The sequence below is a fragment of the Pseudanabaena sp. SR411 genome, assembly GCF_002251945.1.
GTDB lineage: Bacteria > Cyanobacteriota > Cyanobacteriia > Pseudanabaenales > Pseudanabaenaceae > Pseudanabaena.
This window is the reverse complement of record NZ_NDHW01000101.1, coordinates 1-20,807: the sequence shown is the minus strand read 5'-3', so window position 1 is coordinate 20,807 and position 20,807 is coordinate 1. Positions and strand designations below refer to the sequence as shown.

Genomic DNA, 20,807 nt, shown 5'->3' with positions numbered 1-20,807 from the left:
GGTAATTTTTAAAAGCTTTGTTTTGCAAAGCTTTTAAAAATTACTTGCATATCTAACGAGGTGAGACAGTAACTTCGTTTTCAGGAGCTACTAGTTCGCCAGTACCAAACTCTTTGAGAGCAGCAAGGGGCCATGCAAAGCCAGTTAGCATGTACTTAACAGCTAGAGGAAGATCGATGAGGATTTCCTTTTGAGCTGCGGTTGCTGTGTCCTTACGGATCGCAATGAGGTAAGCACGACCTACCCAGCCAATCCAACCAGCGATGTATAGGAACATCAAGGCAGGAATGGTGAATTCGCCAGCTCGACTCCAACGACCATCACTGATCAAGTGAGGTAAACCCTCTTCACCGCAAAGTAAGCCAGCCTGTGCATATTTTGCAAAGCGAGCTTCGGTTTGAGCGATTTTACCTTTGAGGTATTCCGCAGGACCACTGCCAGCTTTGAAGTTAGCTAGACGAGCGGTGTAACCATCAACTTCTGATGTCAGACGATCTTGAAAAGCAGAAGAGGTTGCACAAGGGGTCAAGGCATTAAATGAGAATTCTGCGTATGCAGCAGGGGTTGCAGCAAGGCTTACGCCAAACCACAAGCTAATAACTAGAATGAGAGCAAAAAGTCTTTTCATGGACTAACCTTAATTTACCTTGGTTTAAGATAGGCAAAAATAACGAGATTTTCGTTTGAGAACTTAGCCTCAGATCCTATATCAGCGATCGCGCCTTGGTAAAGCAATCTTCACATCCTGTAAAGTAAGTTATCAATTAAGATGATCTAACTGCCGCAAAGCGGCAGTTAGATCATCTTAATCTTGTTTAGAAATGCCAACTATTCTTGCGATCGAATCTAGCTGTGATGAAACTGCGGCGGCGGTGGTATGCGATCGCCACATCCTCAGTAGCGTAGTTTCATCGCAAATTCAGACCCATGCACTCTATGGTGGCGTTGTGCCTGAAATTGCAGCCCGTCAGCATGTGGAGACGATTAATCCTGCGATTGCTCAAGCCTATCGGGAATCGGGCAAAACATGGGCAGATATTGATGGGATTGCGGTGACTACTGCCCCCGGATTAATTGGTTCGCTGATGATCGGTGTGACTGCGGCGAAAACCTTGACAATGTTGCATAAAAAGCCTCTAATCGCCGTACATCACCTTGAGGGGCATATTTGTTCGGCTTTGTTAGCTGATCCAACTTTAGAGCCACCTTTCTTGTGTTTACTAGTCTCTGGTGGACATAGCAGCATTATTTTAGTGAAGGACTACACCGACTATCAGGTGATGGGTAAAACTCGCGATGATGCGGCGGGTGAGGCTTTTGATAAGGTAGCGCGGTTGTTAGGTTTGGGTTATCCAGGGGGACCAGCAATTGACAAAATTGCGATCGCGGGAAATCCTAAAGCCTACAAATTGCCACAGGGTAGAATCCCAGATTTTCCCTATGATTCCAGTTTTAGCGGTTTAAAGACTGCGGTATTGCGCTTAACCCAAAAGCTAAGTCCCAATGGCGAAGAGTTGCCGATCGCAGATATTGCCGCCAGTTTTCAAGAAACTGTTGCTGCGGCTCTAGCTACAAGGACGATAAAATGCGCGATCGAGCATAATTTATCGACAATCGTGGCGGTTGGCGGTGTTGCCGCGAATAGTGCTTTGCGATCGCGGCTGGTAACGAGTGCCGCAGAGCATGACATTCGCGCTATTTTTCCGCCTTTGAGTCTATGCACGGATAACGCAGCAATGATTGGCTGTGCAGGAGCGATTCATCTGGCTCGCGGCGAAACTTCATCGATGAATATTGCCACGCGATCGCGCCTAAATCTTGAAGATTGCCAAAGCTTATACGCATAAAAAAAGCGCCCCGTAGGGGCGATTTTTTACATAACTGATGGTAAGACTAAGTTCTTCATGGCAACATGAATTTCTTCAGTCAGTTTTTTTGTACATTCTTTAGCAGAGTTACGACTGGATTGATATTCGGATAGTCGCTCAGAAACTGAGAGTGGTTCAGCCACCGAGATGGTTAATTTGCGATCGCCGAAATTGGGAGTTTCTTTAAAAACTGAATCTTGGTTCCGCTCGGTGACACGTTGCAACACACTCCACATTAACTTCAAAACTTCGATATAACGGCTAGGACTAGGATGTTGACGCACATAGTCGCTAGTGACACCGATAATGCTTTCAGCAATTCGCATATGCCAGTTGCTGTAGCTAGCTTCAAGAGCTAACTGATCGGCAAAACCACGCTCCACTTCCGATAACTGCTCAATATCCTTAATATCATTCCGAAAAATGCGATCCCATCCTGCTTGTTCAAGGCGGCGACAGCGATCGATGGGTGTACCTTTTGCCTTGATGCCAAAATTCATTTCGGCAACACTCAAAATGCGCTCGGCTAACTCCTGCAAACTGATCGCTAGATCCTCAGAATTGTTGTTGGTGCTGTCAATTTTGGCATAGTTACCGTAGAAGGCTTTGTAATAATCACTGACCCATTGCACGAGGTAAATACCTAAGTCGTAGAGTCTTTGGTATCTGGTATTAGGTGTAATTGCAGGGTTACTAAGCCCACATTCTTTTTCAATCGTCGTGATCGTCTGATCGATTTTGCCCCAAGCCTCAGTCGAATATTCGTATTGAATCCCCACAGGAATGATTAACATTTCCTCAGTGCGCCCTTCTTTTTGTAAATCTTCGGCAGCCCAAAATCCGATCTGAGCAATTCCCGGCTCTAGTTCCGCAACGGTTTCACTTTTGCCATTTGTGCCGCCTTCAGGAGCCATCGAGAGCGGAGAATCGCCATTGGTAATTTGTTTTCGCATCAGATTTAAAGCTGGGCGATCGAGCTTGCCGCGAAAGATGGAAATACCACCCAATGCTGGAAATAGCCAGTTAATATAGTCCCCAGCCCATAGAGAAATCCCGCGATCGTACACAAAACCACTATGGGGTAATGTCGTTAATTTGATCCCCATTTCTCGCGCTTGTTCTGGCACTGCGTAGGCTAGCAGATACAACATCGCAAAGGGATCATCTGTGGTGGGATGCCGAAAAGCAAGCATATATCGAGATTTGCCATCCTGAAACTTTTTGGTGGCTTCAACAAGGCGATCGATATAACGGGTTTCAATCTGCTTGATGCCACATTGCCACCGCAACCAAAAAGGCGTTAACAGCCGTATGATTTTCAATATGAATTGATTGGCTTTGGGCGGATAAACTTTGAGAGGTGGTTGGACGCGAGTCAGATCTACTGCCATGATTTCCTTTGTGTGTATAGCAATACGAATTAAAACACGCAAAGCGTATGTTCGCGATTTTAGCTTTTTTACAAACCAAATAAATTTTAGTTAAGCCATAAAATCCAAAAGAGAGTGGCGGTGTTTCTCGCCGCCACTCTCTTTTGGGTATAATTTCAGCTAAAGTACTTTTAGCAACAAATTTAATCAGTGAACACTATGCTGACGAATATACCTGCGGTATTAAACGATTTTGGTGCATATTTGAAAGCTAGTGGTAAAAGGTTTCAATGGATTGCCCCAAAGAAAGATACCAAATTTCGGATGATCGCATGGTCAAGTGGCACGATGATACTTTTACGAGTAATGCTCCCTAACCGTAGATATGCAGTAGCCAGAATATATTGTGCAACTCAGGAGAGCTTACAAAAAACTCGGCAGCATCTGAGCAGTGGCGATCGCCTATCGGTAAAACTGGGCTTTCAGTTAACGCGATCGATCTGGTGTGCAATTCCTCAAGTATAAAAAAGGGGGCGCAAAGCGCCCCTCTTTTTTTATCGACACAAAGCGCTATACACTAAATAGTAAGCAATAAACATAAGCGATAAATTGCTGCATCCAAGGTCAACACTGGTATATGAGAAAGCTACTAAAGGGTTTACATAAGTTTCAATCGTCCTATTTCCCTGCTAATCAAGAGATTTTTGAACAACTCGCCGAAGGACAAAAACCGCGAGTACTGTTTATCACTTGCTCCGATTCGCGGATTGTGCCGCATCTCATTACCCAGTCAGGTGTTGGCGAACTATTTGTAATTCGTAATGCAGGAAACTTAGTACCGCCCTTTGGTGCGGCCAATGGTGGTGAAGGTGCTGCGATCGAATATGCGATCCATGTCCTCGGCATTGAGCAAGTAATTATTTGCGGACATTCCAACTGTGGAGCAATGAAAGGTTTGCTCAAGTTAGAAAAGCTGAGAACCGAAATGCCGCTAGTTTATGAATGGCTGCAACATGCTGAGTCAACCCGTCGATTGATCCACGAAAATTATGCTGATATCAAAGGTGAAGAACTTTTGACGATTACGATGGCAGAGAATGTCGTCACCCAAATCGAAAACCTGAAAACCTATCCTGTGATTCGTTCAAAGTTGCATCAAAATAAGATGTCCATCTATGGCTGGATCTTTGATATTGAGACAGGTGAAGTGCTTGCCTACAATCCTGAAACTGATGAGTTTGAAGTTCCCCAATCTTTGTTAGCCAGTGCGCCCAATGAACATTTTGTGCATACTGATGCCCCACCAGTTCCATCTGCCTATCAGAAGGGTTCACAACGAGTAGAGACTAAAAATGCTGGAGATTTGCCTTCATGGATGTCTCATGAGCAAGCAAATCGCATTTATCGGGGTTCAGCAGCAGCCAGATAGAGCAAAAGAAGTGGTGAGGCACTTTGCGCCGCACCACTTCTTCAAATGCGTTGCTTGGCAACACATTCAATCTATTCCTTGTAAAATTGCATCTAACAAGTTCGGGAACCTTGCATCTAAATCCTCGCGGCGCAAAGAGTTGTAATGCTGAGTCCCTTCTAACCTTGTATACATAATCCCCATATCGCGCAGCACTTTAAAGTGATGGGATTGAGTAGATTTGCTCATTTCTAGACAAAATTCGCCACAGGTAATTTCTGCCTTGGTTGCCAACATTTTCACAATTTGTAAGCGCGTCGGATCGCTGAGTGCATAGAGGACTCCTGTTAGAGAAATGTTTTCGCGATCGGGATGATGATATTGACGCATTACAAAAAGTCGAACCAATGAAGTTGATAAAAATAGCAAAGCTACTTTCATCAACTTCATTATCCCATAATCTTGCATAGATTTCTATTGTTCGTATATAATCGAACAATAGAAATCTATGTAGTCACCAATTAATCAAATGAGCGATCCTCTTCTCTCCTCAGTTAAGCTTGGTTGTTATACCTTGCCCAATCGCATTGTGATGGCTCCCTTAACTCGCAATCGTGCTGCTGCGGGTAATGTACCTACAGCCTTAAATGCTCTGCACTACGAACAAAGAGCTTCAGCAGGATTGTTGATTACCGAAGCAACGCAGGTTTGTCCTGAAGGTTTAGGCTATCCCAATACTCCAGGGATTTATTCAAATGAACAAGTTACAGGTTGGAAACTGGTCACGGATGCAGTTCATGCTAAGGGTGGCAAAATCTTTTTACAGCTTTGGCATGTGGGTAGAATTTCGCATCCAGACTTACAACCCAATGGCGCATTGCCCGTTGCCCCATCCGCGATCGCCCCTGAAGGTGAAGCCGCGACTTACACAGGTATGAAGCCTTACGTTACACCTCGCGCTTTAGAATTAGCTGAGATTCCTCAAATTATTGAACAATATCGGATCGGCGCAAAGAATGCTCTTGAAGCTGGTTTTGATGGTGTAGAAATTCATAGCGCTAATGGATATCTATTGGATCAATTTTTGCAAGACAATTCCAATCAACGTACTGATATTTATGGTGGATCGGTGGAGAATCGCGCTCGTTTATTGTTGGAAGTAACAGAAGCCGTTGTGGATGTATGGGGTAGCGATCGCGTGGGAGTGAGACTTTCTCCTAGTGGCACATTTAACAGTATGTATGATTCCAAACGTGCTGTTACTTTTGGCTATGCAGTTAAGGAATTAAATCGCTTTAATCTTGCCTATTTACATTTGGTTGCGCCTAGAGTTGAAGGCTTTGGCTTCGCCGAAGATCAGCCTGATCTTGGTTCTGAGTTCTTCCGTCCAATTTTTAATAGCACGATTATTACTGCGGGTGGTTATACCCTTGAAACAGGAAATGCAGCGATCGCATCGGGTGCGGCGGATCTGGTTGCCTTTGGTCGTCTCTACATTGCTAACCCTGATCTTGTAGAACGTTTTGCCGCAAATGCTCCGTTAAATAAACCCGATCGTAATACCTTCTATGGTGGCGATGAGAAAGGTTATACCGACTATCCCAGCTTGTAACTGACGTAGCTTATGGCGATTTTCATTTTGCCGTAGGCAAAATGAAAATCCAAACCCCTCAAAAACAAAAAGATGAGTGGCAGCGCTTCGCGCCGCCACTCATCTTTTTGTTTTTATGTCCTAAGCAAAACTTACATTGCTATACAAATGAGTACGAACTCATCTGTACAAAGCGATAACAGGTATAGCTATAGCCACCTGTATCAGGACAAATCAAAACCCAAATAGTGTGAGGTGGCGCTTCGCGCCGCCTCACACTATTTGGGTTTTATGTCCTAACAAGAATGGCTACAGCTATATTTTCCGTGCGGAAAATACCTGTTATCGTTTGCTTTGAAATCTCAAGGGGTTTTCCCTGTGTGTAAGCGGTGCGCCGAAACTAGTTAATGAATTTCTTTAAGCTCTCAAGAGTCATTGTGTAAGGTGGATAACGCCATTTGAGATCGAAACGGAAAGAATTTTTGAGTACGCTTTTACGATGGGAGAAGATATCAAAACTTGCCTTGCCATGATAGCTGCCCATGCCGCTATGACCGACTCCTCCAAAAGGAAGTTCAGGATTGCCAAGATGCATGATCGTATCATTGAAACAGCCGCCACCAAAGGAGACTGATTGGAGAATACGCTCTTGATTCTGTTTGTTTCTAGAGAAGAAATACAAGGCTAAAGGCTTGGGATGAGCATTAACAAAAGCGATCGCCTCTGAAAGTTGGTCATATTCCAAAATTGGCAAGATTGGACCAAAGATTTCCTCTGCCATGATTTTGGAGTTGGGAGACACTGCCTCAATTAGAGTAGGTGCAATAAAGCGATCGCTTTTATCGCTGTTACCACCGATTAGTACTTTACCTTCATCTAGCAAACCCACGAGGCGATCAAATTGGCGATCGTTGACGATACGAGCCAAGTCAGGGCTTTTTTGGGGATTCTCTCCGAAGAAGGCTTTAACATGAGTGACTAACTTCTCTATGAGTAAGGGCTTAATATTTTTTTGAATCAATAGATAATCGGGTGCAACACAGGTTTGTCCAGCATTATAGAATTTGCCCCAGACAATCCGTTTCGCAGTAACTTCTAAATCACAGGTTTCATCGACAATACAAGGGCTTTTGCCGCCTAGTTCTAAGGTGACAGGAGTTAGGTGCTTTGCTGCGGCTTCCATCACAATTTTGCTGATCGCAGTTCCACCTGTAAAGAAGATATGGTCAAATTTTTCGGCAAGTAAGGCTTGACTGGTTTCGATACCGCCTTCGATGGCAATTATAAAATTAGGATCGAAGTTATCGTTAATGATCTTAGCGATCGCACTGGAAGTATGCGGTGTATGTTCTGATGGTTTGAGAATGGCACAATTTCCTGCGGCGATCGCCCCAATCAGGGGTTGGATGGTAAGAGCAAAAGGATAATTCCAAGGGGCAACGATCAATACTACGCCTAGAGGCTCGGCATAGATATAACTAGAACTTGGGAATAAATTAATGGGAGTCCCAACTTTCTTGGGTTTCATCCAAGTTTTGAGATGTTTGAGTGCAAATTTAATTTCTGATAGCGTAATTAAAATCTCGCTCCCAAACGCTTCGAGCGCGGGTTTGCGTAAATCGGCATAAACAGCATCAAGAATTAGCTGTTCATGATCTTTAATCAGTTGTGCAAGTTTATTTAGCTGAGCGACTCGAAAATTATAATCTTTGGTTTTACCTGTAGCAAAAAAAGTACGTTGATTAGCGATCGCGACTTGGATATCAAGACTATTGGCTGGTATGGTGACCATAAATTTGTAATTCGTAATTTGTAATTCGTAATTTATAAAATTGAGTTCTAGCTCAAGGTTAACCTATGTTAATTTTAAGCCATAGCAAAAGCGCATACATACTGCAAAGACTATGGCAATTTTTGGCGGCATTCTGATCGTAATCGGTATCATTCTATTTTTTGTCCAAAAGAATTACAGTACGAAACTACAAAGTATTAAACTAGCAACAGCCTCAACAGTAGGGGAGTTACAAAGGATTGCTAGTGAAATTGCAGGTGAGATTGGTAGTGGAAATTTACGAGAATATGTGAAGGTGCGCGGTATTATTCGTAGCGATCGTCCTTTAATTTCGGAGCTAAAGCAATTGCCCTGTGTACATTACACGATGCGCGTTGTCAGGGAATATGAGGAGCAGGAGACAACTCGCGATAGTGAAAATAAAACCCGCACCGAGACTCGGCGGGGTTCAGAAACGGTGTCAAGCAATAGTCAAGCAATTCCATTTACTTTGCGAGATAACTCTGGCGAACTTGTGGTTAATCCTGATGGTGGCAATATTGATACGGTTCAAGTCTTAAATGAGTTTCGACAAGAGAGTTCAAGCGGTTCTTCAATATCTTTTGGTGGCTTTAATTTATCACTTGGTGCGGGCTTGGGTGGTAGACGCACGATTGGTTATCGTTATATAGAGTCAATTTTGCCTTGCGATCGCGAGGTTTTAGTAATTGGTACAGCAGCCGATGAGGGTGGTCAAGTTACTCTCCGCAAACCGCTCCAATCTGACAAAAAGTTTATTATTTCCCTTAAGAGTGAAGAGGAACTCGCTAAGGCTACGGCAAATGCAGCTAAATGGTTCTTCTATGGCATGGTTGCTTGTTTAGCGATCGGGGCGATTCTATTGGTTTTAGGATTAATTTTGAAAAAGTGAATATTACAACTCCTTAATTAGAAAGGCGGCGCGAAGCGCCGCCTTTCTAATTAGGTGAATTTGAGAGAATATGCTAAATTTCCATAAAATATTTAGACTAATTGCTGCAACTACAACTAAAGTGGGTAGTCTGTTTTAACAAAACTCATGTCAGAGGCGCGGAAATGAAGAGAATTCGATTTTGGATAGCAATTTGCCTTAGTTTTTTTCTTGTTCTAATTTCTCATCCATTTATCGAGAGATTTTCTCCCATTTACGCACAAGTTCCTTTTGTTCCTAATATTTCTCCGCTACCTACAACGACTCAAGGACAAGACAAACCTGAGCTACAACCATTTGACCAAGTAATCAAAGATCATCAAAAATTAGCGGGGCTATTTACGCTCTATCGTCATGAAGAGACAGGTAAAGTCTTTGCCGAAATTAAACCTGAACAACTTAATCGTAACTTTTTGGCGGTGATGACCCTTGAGTCTGGGTTGGGTGAGCGTGGACTCTATCGTGGTATTCCTTTGCGTGACTTGATATTCACCCTGCGCCGCTTAAATAACAATTTGCAATTTGTGATTCCAAATACTAACTTTCGCGCTCAGCTAGGTGACCCCCAAGAGCGATCACTTAGTCAGTCATTTAGTGACTCGATTTTGGTATCACTGCCAATTCATAGTATTCATCCTCAAAACAAATCTTTTTTAGTTGATTTAGACCCCTTAATCTTGAGCGATATTTTACCCAATTTGAGTAAGACTTTGGCTGTACAACTTGGTACTTCCTTCACAGCCGATCCCAGCAAATCATATATCAGCAAAGCGGAAGCCTTCCCCAAAAATATTGAACTGGAGTCAGTATTTGGATTTATGGGATCAGTAATGCCGAATGCAGGGTTTAGCAATCCCGATCTAGATACCTTACCTGATGGTAATGGTTTTACGCTCAAAGTCCGTTATAGCCTATCTCAACTACCAACTCAAAATGGCTATCGTCCTCGCCTCGCTGATGAACGAGTTGGCTATTTTGTGACAGCCTACCAAGACTTCTCTAAAAGCTCGGCAAAAACTCCATTTGTCCGTTATATCAACCGTTGGCATTTAGAGAAGCAAAATCCTCGTGATCCAATTTCTTCACCTAAACAACCGATCACCTTTTGGATAGAGAATACGGTTCCTTTAGAATATCGAGCTGCTGTGCGGGAAGGTGCATTAATGTGGAATAGCGCCTTTGAGAAGATCGGGTTTAAAGATGCGATCGTTGTTAAACAAATGCCCGATCGCGCCGATTGGAATCCAGCCGATGTGCGCTATAACACGATTCGTTGGTTCAACTCGGTTGATGGTTTCTTTGCGATGGGTCCATCGCGCACTAATCCTTTAACAGGTGAGATTCTCGACGCTGATATTATTATCGATAGTAATTTGATTCGCGCCATCAAGCAGGATTATGGCAGTATCACTCAGCAAAATAGTTGGCAAAACTTAGCTTTTCTGTCACGGTTGACGGGTAATCCGCAGCTATGTAGCTATGGAATGGATGCGCGGCGAATGCGCTACGACAAACAGGCGATCGCCTTGCGCCAAAAACAAACGATTTCCCCTAATTTCAATGGCAACCTGTTTATGTCTAGTGCCAGTGATCTGTGCTATGGCATGGAAGCAGTAGAACAGTTTAAGGTGGGTGCAATGTCGCTGTCGCTGTTTGAGAATGTATTGCCCAGTAGCGATCGCATGAAAGACTATATCAATCAATTTGTGCGAGAAGTCACAGCCCATGAAGTCGGACATACCTTGGGTTTACGCCATAATTTTCATGGTAGTGCGATGCTTTCACCTGCGGAATTGAACAATACTGAAATCACTCGCAAACGTGGTTTAGTTGGTTCTGTCATGGATTACAACGGTGTAAATCTTGCGCCCCAAGGAACGAAACAAGGTGATTTCTTCACTAGTAAAATTGGAGCCTATGACGAATGGGCGATCGCCTATGGATATACTCCAATCGATGCCATTATTCCTGCTGGTGAACTCAAAGAACTAGAAAAAATCGCTAAGCTTGCACCTCAGCCAGAACTAGCCTATGCTCCCGATGAAGATGCATTTGCAGGGCTTGATCCCATGATCCAAACCCATGATTTGAGCAATGATTCCGTGACCTATGCTCAATGGCAGTTTGACAATGCCCGCGTCATGTGGAACCGCATCGAAAAGCGCTACCCAGGGAAAGGCGAAAGCTTTAATGACACTAAAATTGCCTTCAATCAGGTCTTTGGACATTATGCCTCTAATCTGTTTGCCTTAGTTTCCTATGTGGGTGGGCAATCCTTTAATCGCTATCGTTCTGGTGATGCGATCGGGCGATTACCCTTTGAGCCAGTTCCTCTATCAAAGCAACGGGAAGCGATCGCCTCAATTCAAAAAAATCTCTTTGCACCCGACGCTCTTAACTTTTCGCCCAATCTGCTGAATAAGCTGGCTCCATCCCGTTGGTATCATTGGGGAGCTTCACCGCAATACTCTTCTCTAGACTATCCAATTCACGATCGCATCTTGTCTCTACAAACCTTTGTATTGAGCGATTTACTATCTTCAGATCGCTTGCAAAGATTGCGTGATACAGAACTGAAAACCTCTGCTGGTGAAGCTCTGACATTACCTGAACTGTTTGACACTTTACTACAAGGTATTTGGACAGAAGTAATGCAACCAACTAATGACTTAACCCAAGTTTCGAGCCTGCGTCGTTCGCTTCAGCGCCAACATATGAATCTATTAGTTAATCTAGCTCTTCGCAATCGTCTTTCCTTAGACAAAATCGATAATTTCCTTGATTTCATCGTTGGCATCCAAACCAGCAATCCACCTGAAGATGTCCGTACCCTTGCATGGTATCAACTGCGCCAACTGCGCGATCGCCTTGCGAGTGTATTGCGCGATCGTGGTGATAAGCTCGATACCTATACGAAAGCCCACCTCGAAGAAGCTAATGATCGCATTGCTAAAGCGATCGACTCCAAGTTACAAGCTCAATAGTTTCCAGCGCAAAGCGCTGATCTTGATTGCAAATAAAAAGCGGCGCATCGCGCCGCTTTTTATTTATCTTGCTTCAGGTGATGGAGTCACTCGTTTTGGTGAAGGAATCAAATACGCAATTACTGCACCACCGACAAAACCCGCCACATTGCGAACAATGGGAACCCATTCACTCGTGCGCGTCAGTACGGGCCCTAAACCAAAAGAGATAAACAACATTCCCCAAAGCGGTGTAAAGATTAAAGCCCATTTCCAAGCAAAGATTTCCCCATCTTTCCGAGGATGTCCCGCAAATCCAAATACGACACCACCGACAATGGAAGTAATCAAAGTGAGAATCCATTGCTCTTGGGGAATCCCTGGAACCACTGCACAACCATCTTGATCGAGACAGGTAGCGATCGCCTCAATAGCCGACAAAATTGATTGATTATGTCCCTGCTCGCGTACATAAAACTGATTACCATATCGTGATTGCAACTCAATCCAGAAACTGCGAGATAGTAACGGATAGATGGCATCACCAACACTAAAATTTAGCAAGTTGCGTCCGCGTGCATCCGCGACTAACATCACACTATTATCATCTAATCCCCAAAACTCCTTAACTGCACGCCCTGGGGTGCGATCAACTTGAGTAAGAACCCGCAATTTCCATCCTGTTTGCTCTTCAAATTTAGTTAACTTTTGATCTAGAGCTAATTCTTCTGAATCAGTTAAAAACCGTCCCAAATCAATTACGTTTGTATATTTTTCAGGCAATAACTCTGGGGCATCAAAGGCATGAGCCGCAGGAATATGGGTAAAGGCGATCGCCAAGGGTAGACATATGGCGATCGCGATCGCGCCAAATCTCTGAGCGAATCTCCGAGCAAAGTTTTGTAGATTGGGCTTAATCATGATTTTTGTTAAAAGTTAATCTTAATATTTCTTAATATCTTAGCAGCAGTATATAGTTAAAGATACTTTCTCTCCGTATTTTTTTCCTATGGCAAGCCCAATTCAGTGGTATCCAGGTCATATCGCCAAAGCTGAAAAGCAGTTGTTAGAACAACTAAAATTGGTGGACGTGGTCATTGAGGTGCGTGATTCGCGCATTTTAATGTCTAGCAAGCATCCCAAAATTGAAAAATGGGTGGAGGGAAAGTCGCATATTTTAGTATGCAATCGCATTGATGCCATTTCTTCGACGGTGAAAACGCAATGGATGCGCTGGTTTACCGAGCAGGAACGCATGGCATATTTCACCGATGCACAGGCTGGCAAAGGCATGGTGGATCTGCTCAAGGCGGCTCAAGTCGCAGGTGAAAAGGTAAATGAACGGCGGCGTGGTCGGGGCATGTTGCCGCGTCCCGTGAGAGCTGTAGTCGTCGGCTTCCCCAATGTTGGCAAATCGGCGCTCATTAATCGGTTACTCAAGAAAAAAGTGGTTGCTAGTGCCAATAAACCGGGGGTTACTCGCCAGTTACGTTGGATTAGAATTTCTGATGAGATCGAGTTATTGGACACCCCTGGGGTAATTCCACCCTTGCTCCATGATCAAGATGCGGCGATGAAGCTTGCTATTTGTGATGATATCGGTCAGGCAGCCTATGACAATGTATTAGTGGCGGCGGAAGCAGTAGATCTGCTGATCCAGTTAAATGCCAAGCTGAGCAGCCGTTACGTGATTGATCCAGCAACTGTAACTTCAGGAATTGAATATATTCACGAAGTCGCAGCTTTAAATAAGTTTCAAGGCGATTTAGATAAAGTTGCAAGGCTGATTTTATATGACTTTCGTAAAGGGAAATTAGGGGCGATCGCCTTAGAAATGCCACCGTTGTGAACAATAAACATAAACCCCAAAAGAGAGTTGCGGCGCAAAGCGCCGCAACTCTCTCCCCCAAATAGACATAAAACCCAAAAAGCAAAGGCGGCGCAGAGCGCCGCCTTTGCTTTTTGGGTTTTATATCTTAACAATTACCTAGCCGTATTAACCGCAGATATATAATTGTTAAAAACTCAACGTATTTGTAAATTGACGATGGCTGGCAAAAAGGCTACCAAGTTAGCAAAATCTGAATCGCTGAATGCTAATAAGCAGGAAGCTTTGAAGTTGATTGCTCAGCCCGAAATTACAGATGCCTTAGAAAAGCCTCAATTTGCTCAGCAAAAAGCACTATTTAGCGTAATTGCGAAGATTCGCGAATCCCTTGATTTAGAGAGCATTTTCAAGTCAACGGCGATTGAAGTACGACAGTTATTAAATGCCGATCGCGTGGGCATGTATCGATTTGATGAAACATCAACTTTCACTTGTGGGGAATTTGTCTCTGAAGATGTCTTACCAGAGTTTGCCTCCACGTTAACTGCCAAAATTAATGATCATTGTTTTGGCAAAAATCATGCTAAATATTACCAGCAAGGCAGGATTTGGGCTTGTGCGGATATTTATGCTCAAGATTTACCAGAATGTCATATTCAAATTCTTGAGCGCTTTCAAGTCCAAGCTAATCTAGTCGTACCTTTGCTTAATGGCGATCGCCTGTGGGGATTGCTTTGTATTCACCAATGCTCAGCCCCAAGACAATGGCTCGACTCAGAAATTGACTTTGTTAAGCAGATTGCTATGCATTTAGACGTAGCTTTACAACAGTCAGAATTTGTCGCCCAACTGCGATCGCAATCAGAATATCTCACCCGTGCGATCGAACAAGCCGTAGGACGCGAAAAAGCGGTTGCCGCGATTATCAACAAAATCAGGCGATCGCTTAATCTTGACACTATTTTTAAAACGACGACCGAAGAGGTCAGGCAACTGCTACAAGCTGATCGCGTCACTATCTATCGCTTCAATTCCGACTGGAGTGGCGAGTTTGTCGTCGAGTCCATGACCGAAGGCTTGCGCTCTTTAGTGGATTACCAAAAAGATCATCCCGAACTCAATGCGAATATTAGTGAATGCACCCTCAAAAATCTCACTAAGCCCCTAGGATCTGATACTTATTTGCAGGAAACGCAGGGAGGGAACTTTAGCATCGGTCAACTATTTCGAGTATGCGATGACATTTATGTAGGAGGGTTCTCAACCTGTTACATCGAGGCTCTAGAGCGATATCAAGCTAGAGCTTATGCAATTATTGCGATCTACAAAGGCAAAGACCTATGGGGTTTGCTAGCAGCATTTCAAAGTCATGGTGTGCGCCAATGGCAAGAGCCTGAAGTCAATTTCTTAGTACAAATCGGTACACAGTTGGGTATCGCGATTCAGCAAGCAGAATTATTTGGGCAAGTCCAAAAGCGTTCAACTGACTTACAAACCACTTTAGAAATTCAACTTCAAAAACGCGCCAATGAATTAGCCAGAGATGCTGAACAAGAAAGAGCTTTAGCGCAAGTAATCGACAAAATTCGGCGGACTTTAGACATCGATACGATCTTCCAAACTGCTACTACGGAAGTACGGAAACTGCTCAATAGCGATCGCGTTGGGGTATTTCAGTTTGATTCTGATGACTATACAAACGGTACATTCGTCTCAGAGGATGTCTTACCAGAATATATTTCCGCCCTAGAAGCCAAAGTGCGAGATCATTGCTTTGGTAATGAATATATCGCTAATTATCAGGTAGGTCGGTTTAAGGCGATCGCTGATATCTATGAAGAAGGCTTAAGTGATTGCCATATCGCGATTCTAGAAAGGTTTCAGGTGAGAGCCAACCTTGTGATTCCCCTATATAAAGGTTCAGAAATATGGGGTTTACTATGTATCCATCAATGTTCCAACCCTAGGCAATGGCAATCCAAAGAAATTGAATTTGTTAGTAAAATCGCGATCCAATTAGGTGTAGCCCTTCAGCAAGCGGAACTATTTTCTCAATCGCAAAATCAGACCATTGAACTCCAAAAAGCATTAGCAAAGGTGCAAGCTCAAACTACGCAGCAAGCTAAAGCTGCCGAGCAAGAACGCGCTTTAGCGAGAGTAATCGAACGCATCCGCCAAACCTTAGATATTGACGCGATCTTTCTCGCTACTACTCAAGAAGTCCGTCAAAATCTCAACTGCGATCGCGTAGTTGTGTATCGATTCTTTGAGGATTGGAGTGGCGAATTTGTTTTTGAATCCAAAACCGATGACTGGCTACCTCTAGATCAGCTTTTTAACTGCGACAATATTTGGGAAGATACCTATCTTCAAGAACATCAAGGGGGACGCTATCGTAAACACGAATCTTTAGCTGTAAATGATATTTATAAAGCAAATCTGACAGATTGCCATATTCAAATCCTCGAAAGCTATCAAATTCAAGCATATATGGTCGTTCCTGTATTTGTTGGGGATAAATTATGGGGATTACTGGCTGCCTACCAAAATTCTGGTAGCCGTAATTGGGAAACTAGCGAACTCAGCTTACTCACGCAAGTAGGCAATCAATTGGGAGTTGCCGTTCAACAGGTAGAACTGCTAGTGCAACTCAAAAAAGCGAAAGACAATGCCGATGCCGCCAATCGCGCTAAAGGTGATTTTCTTGCCCATATGAGCCACGAATTGCGAACTCCACTCAATTCAATTCTTGGCTTTACGCAAGTATTAGCCCGCGATCCATTACTGAACCATACCCAAAAAGAGCATCTGGGAATTATTGCCCGTAGTGGCGAACATTTACTGACATTACTTAATGATGTTCTCGAAATGTCCAAAATCGAAGCAGGGCTAATAGAGCTGAATACCAACAGTTTTGATCTCTACAATCTACTGAATAATCTCAAAGAAATGTTCTTACTCAAGGCAAAATCTAAAAACCTGCAACTCGTATTTGATTTTGCCGCTAATGTCCCTCAATATGTGCAAACCGATGAAAGTAAGCTGCGGCAAGTTTTAATCAATCTGGTGGGGAATGCAGTTAAGTTTACTAATCAGGGGCAAGTTATTCTCCAAGTCGCAAAGCTGGAAACTGATGAGACGATCGCCGCTGAAGATCAAGAGGGAACAGATAGTGTGCTTTATTTTGAAGTTACCGACACAGGACCTGGCATCGCAGTCGAAGAGTTGGATCATCTATTTGAAGCCTTTGTACAAACGGAAACGGGACGTAGATCTCAAGATGGCACGGGTTTAGGAATGCCCATTAGTAGACGCTTTGTGCAATTGATGGGCGGCGATATTCAGGTTGAAAGTACTTGGGGCAAAGGTACAATCGTCAGCTTTAACATCAAGGTACAAATGGCACAAGCTAGTAGTGTCCCACCACCACAGGTTAAACGCCGAGCGATCGCCTTAGCCCCTAATCAGCCAAAATACCGCATCTTACTTGCCGATGACAAATGGGAAAGCCGTCATCTCATGAAGAACCTGCTTGCACCCTTAGAGTTTGAGATTCGCGAAGCAGAAAATGGTCGAGAAGCGATCGCCATCTGGCAATTATGGAAACCACACCTCATCTGGATGGATATGCAAATGCCTGTAATGGATGGATATGAAGCAACTCGTGCTATCCGTGCCGCCGAAACACCCGACTCAGCTTGTAAAATCGTAGCTTTGACCGCCAGTGTATTTGATAAACAGCGCTCAGTAGTATTGGAACTAGGATGTGATGATTTTGTGAGCAAGCCACTTCGGGAAGGCTTAATCTTTGATAAGATTGCCGAACATTTGGGCGTAGTTTATATCTATGCCGAAAACAATCCACCCGATCCGACTTCCAATCAAGAATCATCTCATCAGCATCCACCGATTACTCAAGAGCTAGATAGCCTAGAGAGGCAATGGTTAGAATCATTACATTTAGCGGCAAGAGGTGCTGATGAGGAGGCAATTTTTGCCCTGTTAGAACAAGTCCAAACCACTCATCCTGCAACGGTAAGTGTGATTCAAGATTTAGTACAGAACTTCCATCTCGATCAGCTTGTGAAACTTATTCAACCATTCCTCAACCTACAAGCAAATGAAAGTTAAAACCGAAGCATTAGACGGGGATATTCTCGTTGTTGATGATCGCCCAGAAAATCTTCGGTTATTGTCTGAGGTTCTCTCTAACCATAACTATAAGGTGCGGCGGGTGACGAGTGGCAAGCAAGCGATCGAGGCAGCCCTAATCAACCCACCAGAATTGATTTTATTAGACATCATGATGCCTGATATGAATGGCTATGAAGTTTGTCAATATCTCAAATCCCAAGCACAAACCTCGGAAATTCCAATTATTTTTTTGAGCGCTCTAGACCAAACTTTTGATAAAGTCAAAGCCTTTGAAGTTGGTGGTATTGACTACATCACTAAGCCTTTTCAAGTTGAAGAAATCATTATCCGCGTCAAAAATCAATTTACGATCCTCCATCAAAAATCTAGTCTCCAAGCCCAACAAAAACAACTTACTCAACAAAATCAGCAGCTTAAACAAGAGATTCAAGAGCGTCAACAAATAGAACTAGATTTAGCCAAAGCCAAGGAAGCTGCGGAAAAAGCAAATCGAGCTAAGAGTGAGTTTCTCGCCAACATGAGTCATGAGATTCGTACTCCGATGAATGGCGTGATGGGCATGGCTCAACTACTAATGATGACAGAACAAACCGAAGAGCAACAAAACTATACCCAGATTATCCAAGATAGTGCGAATTCTCTGATGACGATCATTAATGACATTCTCGACTTCTCAAAAATTGAGTCGGGAATGCTGGAGTTAGAACAACGAGTTTTTAGAATTGAAGATATTTTGAAGGCTATATGCAATCTCCTCAATCAAGCGGCAACCGATAAAAATATTCTTCTAAAATATACAATTCAACCCAATGTACCTGTGGCGATCATTGGTGATGAATATCGCCTGCGCCAAATTTTAATTAACCTCGTGGGGAATGCGATTAAGTTTACCAACCAAGGTGAGGTGAGTATCAATGTTAATTATCAAGATGCAAATATCCAGCCTGATGACTACGAACTCAAAACTCAAAACTTTTTGCACTTTACCATTACCGATACAGGAATTGGTATTGAGAGCGATCGCATTACCAAGCTATTTAATCCCTTCACCCAAGCTGATGCTTCCATCAGTCGTAAATATGGTGGCACTGGACTAGGACTAGCCATTTGCAAAAGCCTAGTGGAATTAATGGGTGGTCATATCTGGGTCGAGAGTGCTGGACATATTGGTGGAAATCCTACATTCCAGAATCAACTTAGCGAAGATTCAACTAGCGAAAACCCTGCGAAGGTAGGAGCATCATTCCATTTCACGATCGCCATCTCTATACCTGCGATCGCTCAGACCTTAGAAGCTCAGACGCATCCAACTTTTCATGATTTACAAATGGCGAAGAAATATCCTTTACGGATTTTGCTAGTAGAAGACAATCCGATGAACCAAAGATTGATATTTTTGATTATGCAAAAATTTGGTTACACCGTCGATATCGCCAATAATGGACTAGAGGCAATTAATACTTTGCAAACTCAGATGTACGATATGGTACTAATGGATGTGCAGATGCCAGAGATGGATGGGATCACGGCAACTAAATGGATTCGTCAAAATCTGGTTGCTCAACCGCATATTGTGGCAATAACTGCGAGTTTCTCCGATATTGATCGCCAAAATTGCTTAAATGCAGGTATGAATGATTATATTAGTAAGCCTGTTAATATCCAAGAAATTATTCGTGTAATTTCTCAAACTGCCTAGAGAGAGCAAGGCTTTGCCGCTTTTTTTCTAGGCTATAAAATCAATCAATCACCAGACTGGAAATCAATGACAACAAGCAAAAACTTCAACAAAATTTATCTCAAAGGGGTAAGAGCCTATGGATATGTGGGATATCTCCCTGAAGAAAATGTATTAGGACAATGGTTTGAGGTGGATGCAACCCTATGGGTGGATTTTGAGAAGTCCACCCATAACGATGAAATTGAAGATACAGTTAACTATATTTCCTGTATTCGCAAGATTGAAACTTTAATTCAGACTCAGAAATTTAAACTGATTGAGAGATTGGTCGGTGCGATCGCTGATAGCCTTCTCGAAGACCCAAAAATCGCACAGGTCGAGGTGAAGGTAATCAAGCATCCCCCAATTCCTAATTTCCAAGGTTCTGTTGCTGTAGAAATTGTGCGATCGCGTTCTCACTCCCCAACAACAAGCGCCGCTAAAACCACTCAGGCAAAGCTAGAAACAAGCATTCAAACTGAATCTAGTCCTGAACCTAAAACCGAAAGCCCAAAATCTAAAGCTGAAGATGCGGGAACACCAAAAATTATTAGTATCCATACCGATGGTGCTTGCTCCAAAAATCCAGGTCCTGGTGGTTGGGGCGTAGTTATCCATTTCTCCGATGGTAGTACCAAGGAACTCGGTGGCGGTATTCGCGAAACCACTAATAACCAAATGGAACTGCAAGGTGCGATCGCTGCTCTAGAATTTCTCGCTACTCACAAGCAATCCACACCTGTCGATCTCTATACCGATAGTAAATATGTTCTAGATGGCATTACTAAATGGATCAAGGGCTGGAAAAAGAATGGTTGGAAAACCAAGGACAATAAGCCCGTCAAAAATCAAGAATTTTGGCAACAACTCGATCCTCTCAACACCTCAAATATTCGCTGGCATTGGGTAGAGGGACATTCTGGTGATCCTGATAACGAGCGATGCGATGCGATCGCCCGCAGCTACACCGCCCAGCATATGTAAACCCAAAAGATGAGTGGCGGCGCTTCGCGCCGCCACTCATCTTTTGGTAAGCAAAACTTATATCCCACATTCCGCTCGTAATGGAATGAGAAAAACAATTACGAAACAGGTGCAGGGAGCAAATAATAGCGTTGGCAGGTGGGAGAAAAAAACTTTAAAATATGAAGCCGAAGAGGAGA

Annotated in this window: 15 protein-coding genes; 10 read left to right on the top strand and 5 right to left on the bottom strand. The window is 43.4% G+C overall.

Annotated features, from left to right (window positions below):
• Positions 1-52 precede the first annotated feature (52 nt).
• Entirely contained in the window at positions 53-628 is a 576-nt protein-coding gene (locus tag B9G53_RS09990) for a Photosystem I reaction center subunit III (RefSeq protein WP_094531723.1), read from the bottom strand.
• A 193-nt stretch (positions 629-821) separates the two neighbouring features.
• On the opposite strand from B9G53_RS09990, the gene tsaD reads away from it, so the two are divergent.
• Positions 822-1,847, top strand: a complete 1,026-nt coding sequence (gene tsaD / locus B9G53_RS09985) for a tRNA (adenosine(37)-N6)-threonylcarbamoyltransferase complex transferase subunit TsaD (RefSeq protein ID WP_094531721.1) — start codon at positions 822-824, stop codon at positions 1,845-1,847.
• A 26-nt stretch (positions 1,848-1,873) separates the two neighbouring features.
• Here the strand turns inward: tsaD and B9G53_RS09980 are convergent, their stop codons facing one another.
• Positions 1,874-3,259: a glycerol acyltransferase gene (locus B9G53_RS09980; protein ID WP_094531719.1), complete on the bottom strand. Its 1,386-nt coding sequence runs from the start codon at positions 3,257-3,259 to the stop codon at positions 1,874-1,876.
• Between the two features lie 198 nt (positions 3,260-3,457).
• Here B9G53_RS09980 and B9G53_RS09975 point away from each other — a divergent pair, with 198 nt between their 5' ends.
• Positions 3,458-3,763 carry a hypothetical protein gene (locus B9G53_RS09975; protein WP_094531717.1) on the top strand — a complete coding sequence of 102 codons (306 nt, stop codon included), beginning with the start codon at positions 3,458-3,460 and terminating at the stop codon, positions 3,761-3,763.
• Between the two features lie 112 nt (positions 3,764-3,875).
• Positions 3,876-4,667 carry a carbonic anhydrase gene (locus tag B9G53_RS09970; RefSeq protein WP_094531715.1) on the top strand — a complete coding sequence of 264 codons (792 nt, stop codon included), beginning with the start codon at positions 3,876-3,878 and terminating at the stop codon, positions 4,665-4,667.
• 66 nt (positions 4,668-4,733) lie between these two features.
• Here the strand turns inward: B9G53_RS09970 and B9G53_RS09965 are convergent, their stop codons facing one another.
• Positions 4,734-5,036 (bottom strand): helix-turn-helix transcriptional regulator, encoded by a 303-nt coding sequence (locus B9G53_RS09965; RefSeq protein ID WP_094531768.1) that lies wholly within the window; start codon positions 5,034-5,036, stop codon positions 4,734-4,736.
• 139 nt (positions 5,037-5,175) lie between these two features.
• On the opposite strand from B9G53_RS09965, the gene B9G53_RS09960 reads away from it, so the two are divergent.
• The gene (locus tag B9G53_RS09960) at positions 5,176-6,258 is read left to right on the top strand and encodes an alkene reductase (protein WP_094531713.1); all 1,083 of its coding nucleotides are present in this window, start codon (positions 5,176-5,178) and stop codon (positions 6,256-6,258) included.
• A gap of 379 nt (positions 6,259-6,637) precedes the next feature.
• On the opposite strand, the gene B9G53_RS09955 is transcribed toward B9G53_RS09960, so the two are convergent.
• On the bottom strand, positions 6,638-8,029 hold the full coding sequence (locus tag B9G53_RS09955; protein ID WP_094531711.1) for an aldehyde dehydrogenase: 1,392 nt from the start codon (positions 8,027-8,029) through the stop codon (positions 6,638-6,640).
• 112 nt (positions 8,030-8,141) lie between these two features.
• On the opposite strand from B9G53_RS09955, the gene B9G53_RS09950 reads away from it, so the two are divergent.
• Complete coding sequence (locus tag B9G53_RS09950) at positions 8,142-8,939, top strand: E3 ubiquitin ligase family protein (protein WP_094531709.1); 798 nt, start codon at positions 8,142-8,144, stop codon at positions 8,937-8,939.
• Between the two features lie 164 nt (positions 8,940-9,103).
• Entirely contained in the window at positions 9,104-11,962 is a 2,859-nt protein-coding gene (locus B9G53_RS09945; protein ID WP_094531707.1) for a zinc-dependent metalloprotease, read from the top strand.
• Positions 11,963-12,025: 63 nt separating this feature from the next.
• On the opposite strand, the gene B9G53_RS09940 is transcribed toward B9G53_RS09945, so the two are convergent.
• Positions 12,026-12,862: a TPM domain-containing protein gene (locus tag B9G53_RS09940; protein ID WP_254923614.1), complete on the bottom strand. Its 837-nt coding sequence runs from the start codon at positions 12,860-12,862 to the stop codon at positions 12,026-12,028.
• A gap of 88 nt (positions 12,863-12,950) precedes the next feature.
• On the opposite strand from B9G53_RS09940, the gene ylqF reads away from it, so the two are divergent.
• The 4 genes from ylqF to rnhA all read left to right on the top strand — a co-directional run bounded on the left by ylqF (position 12,951) and on the right by rnhA (position 20,628).
• Entirely contained in the window at positions 12,951-13,790 is an 840-nt protein-coding gene (ylqF, locus tag B9G53_RS09935) for a ribosome biogenesis GTPase YlqF (protein WP_094531705.1), read from the top strand.
• A gap of 198 nt (positions 13,791-13,988) precedes the next feature.
• Positions 13,989-17,900, top strand: a complete 3,912-nt coding sequence (locus B9G53_RS09930) for a GAF domain-containing protein (RefSeq protein ID WP_094531703.1) — start codon at positions 13,989-13,991, stop codon at positions 17,898-17,900.
• Positions 17,890-19,623, top strand: a complete 1,734-nt coding sequence (locus B9G53_RS09925) for a response regulator (RefSeq protein WP_094531701.1) — start codon at positions 17,890-17,892, stop codon at positions 19,621-19,623. Before B9G53_RS09930 ends, B9G53_RS09925 begins: the two co-directional genes overlap by 11 nt.
• A 66-nt stretch (positions 19,624-19,689) precedes the next feature.
• On the top strand, positions 19,690-20,628 hold the full coding sequence (gene rnhA, locus B9G53_RS09920) for a ribonuclease HI (RefSeq protein ID WP_094531699.1): 939 nt from the start codon (positions 19,690-19,692) through the stop codon (positions 20,626-20,628).
• The last annotated feature ends 179 nt before the right edge of the window (positions 20,629-20,807 follow it).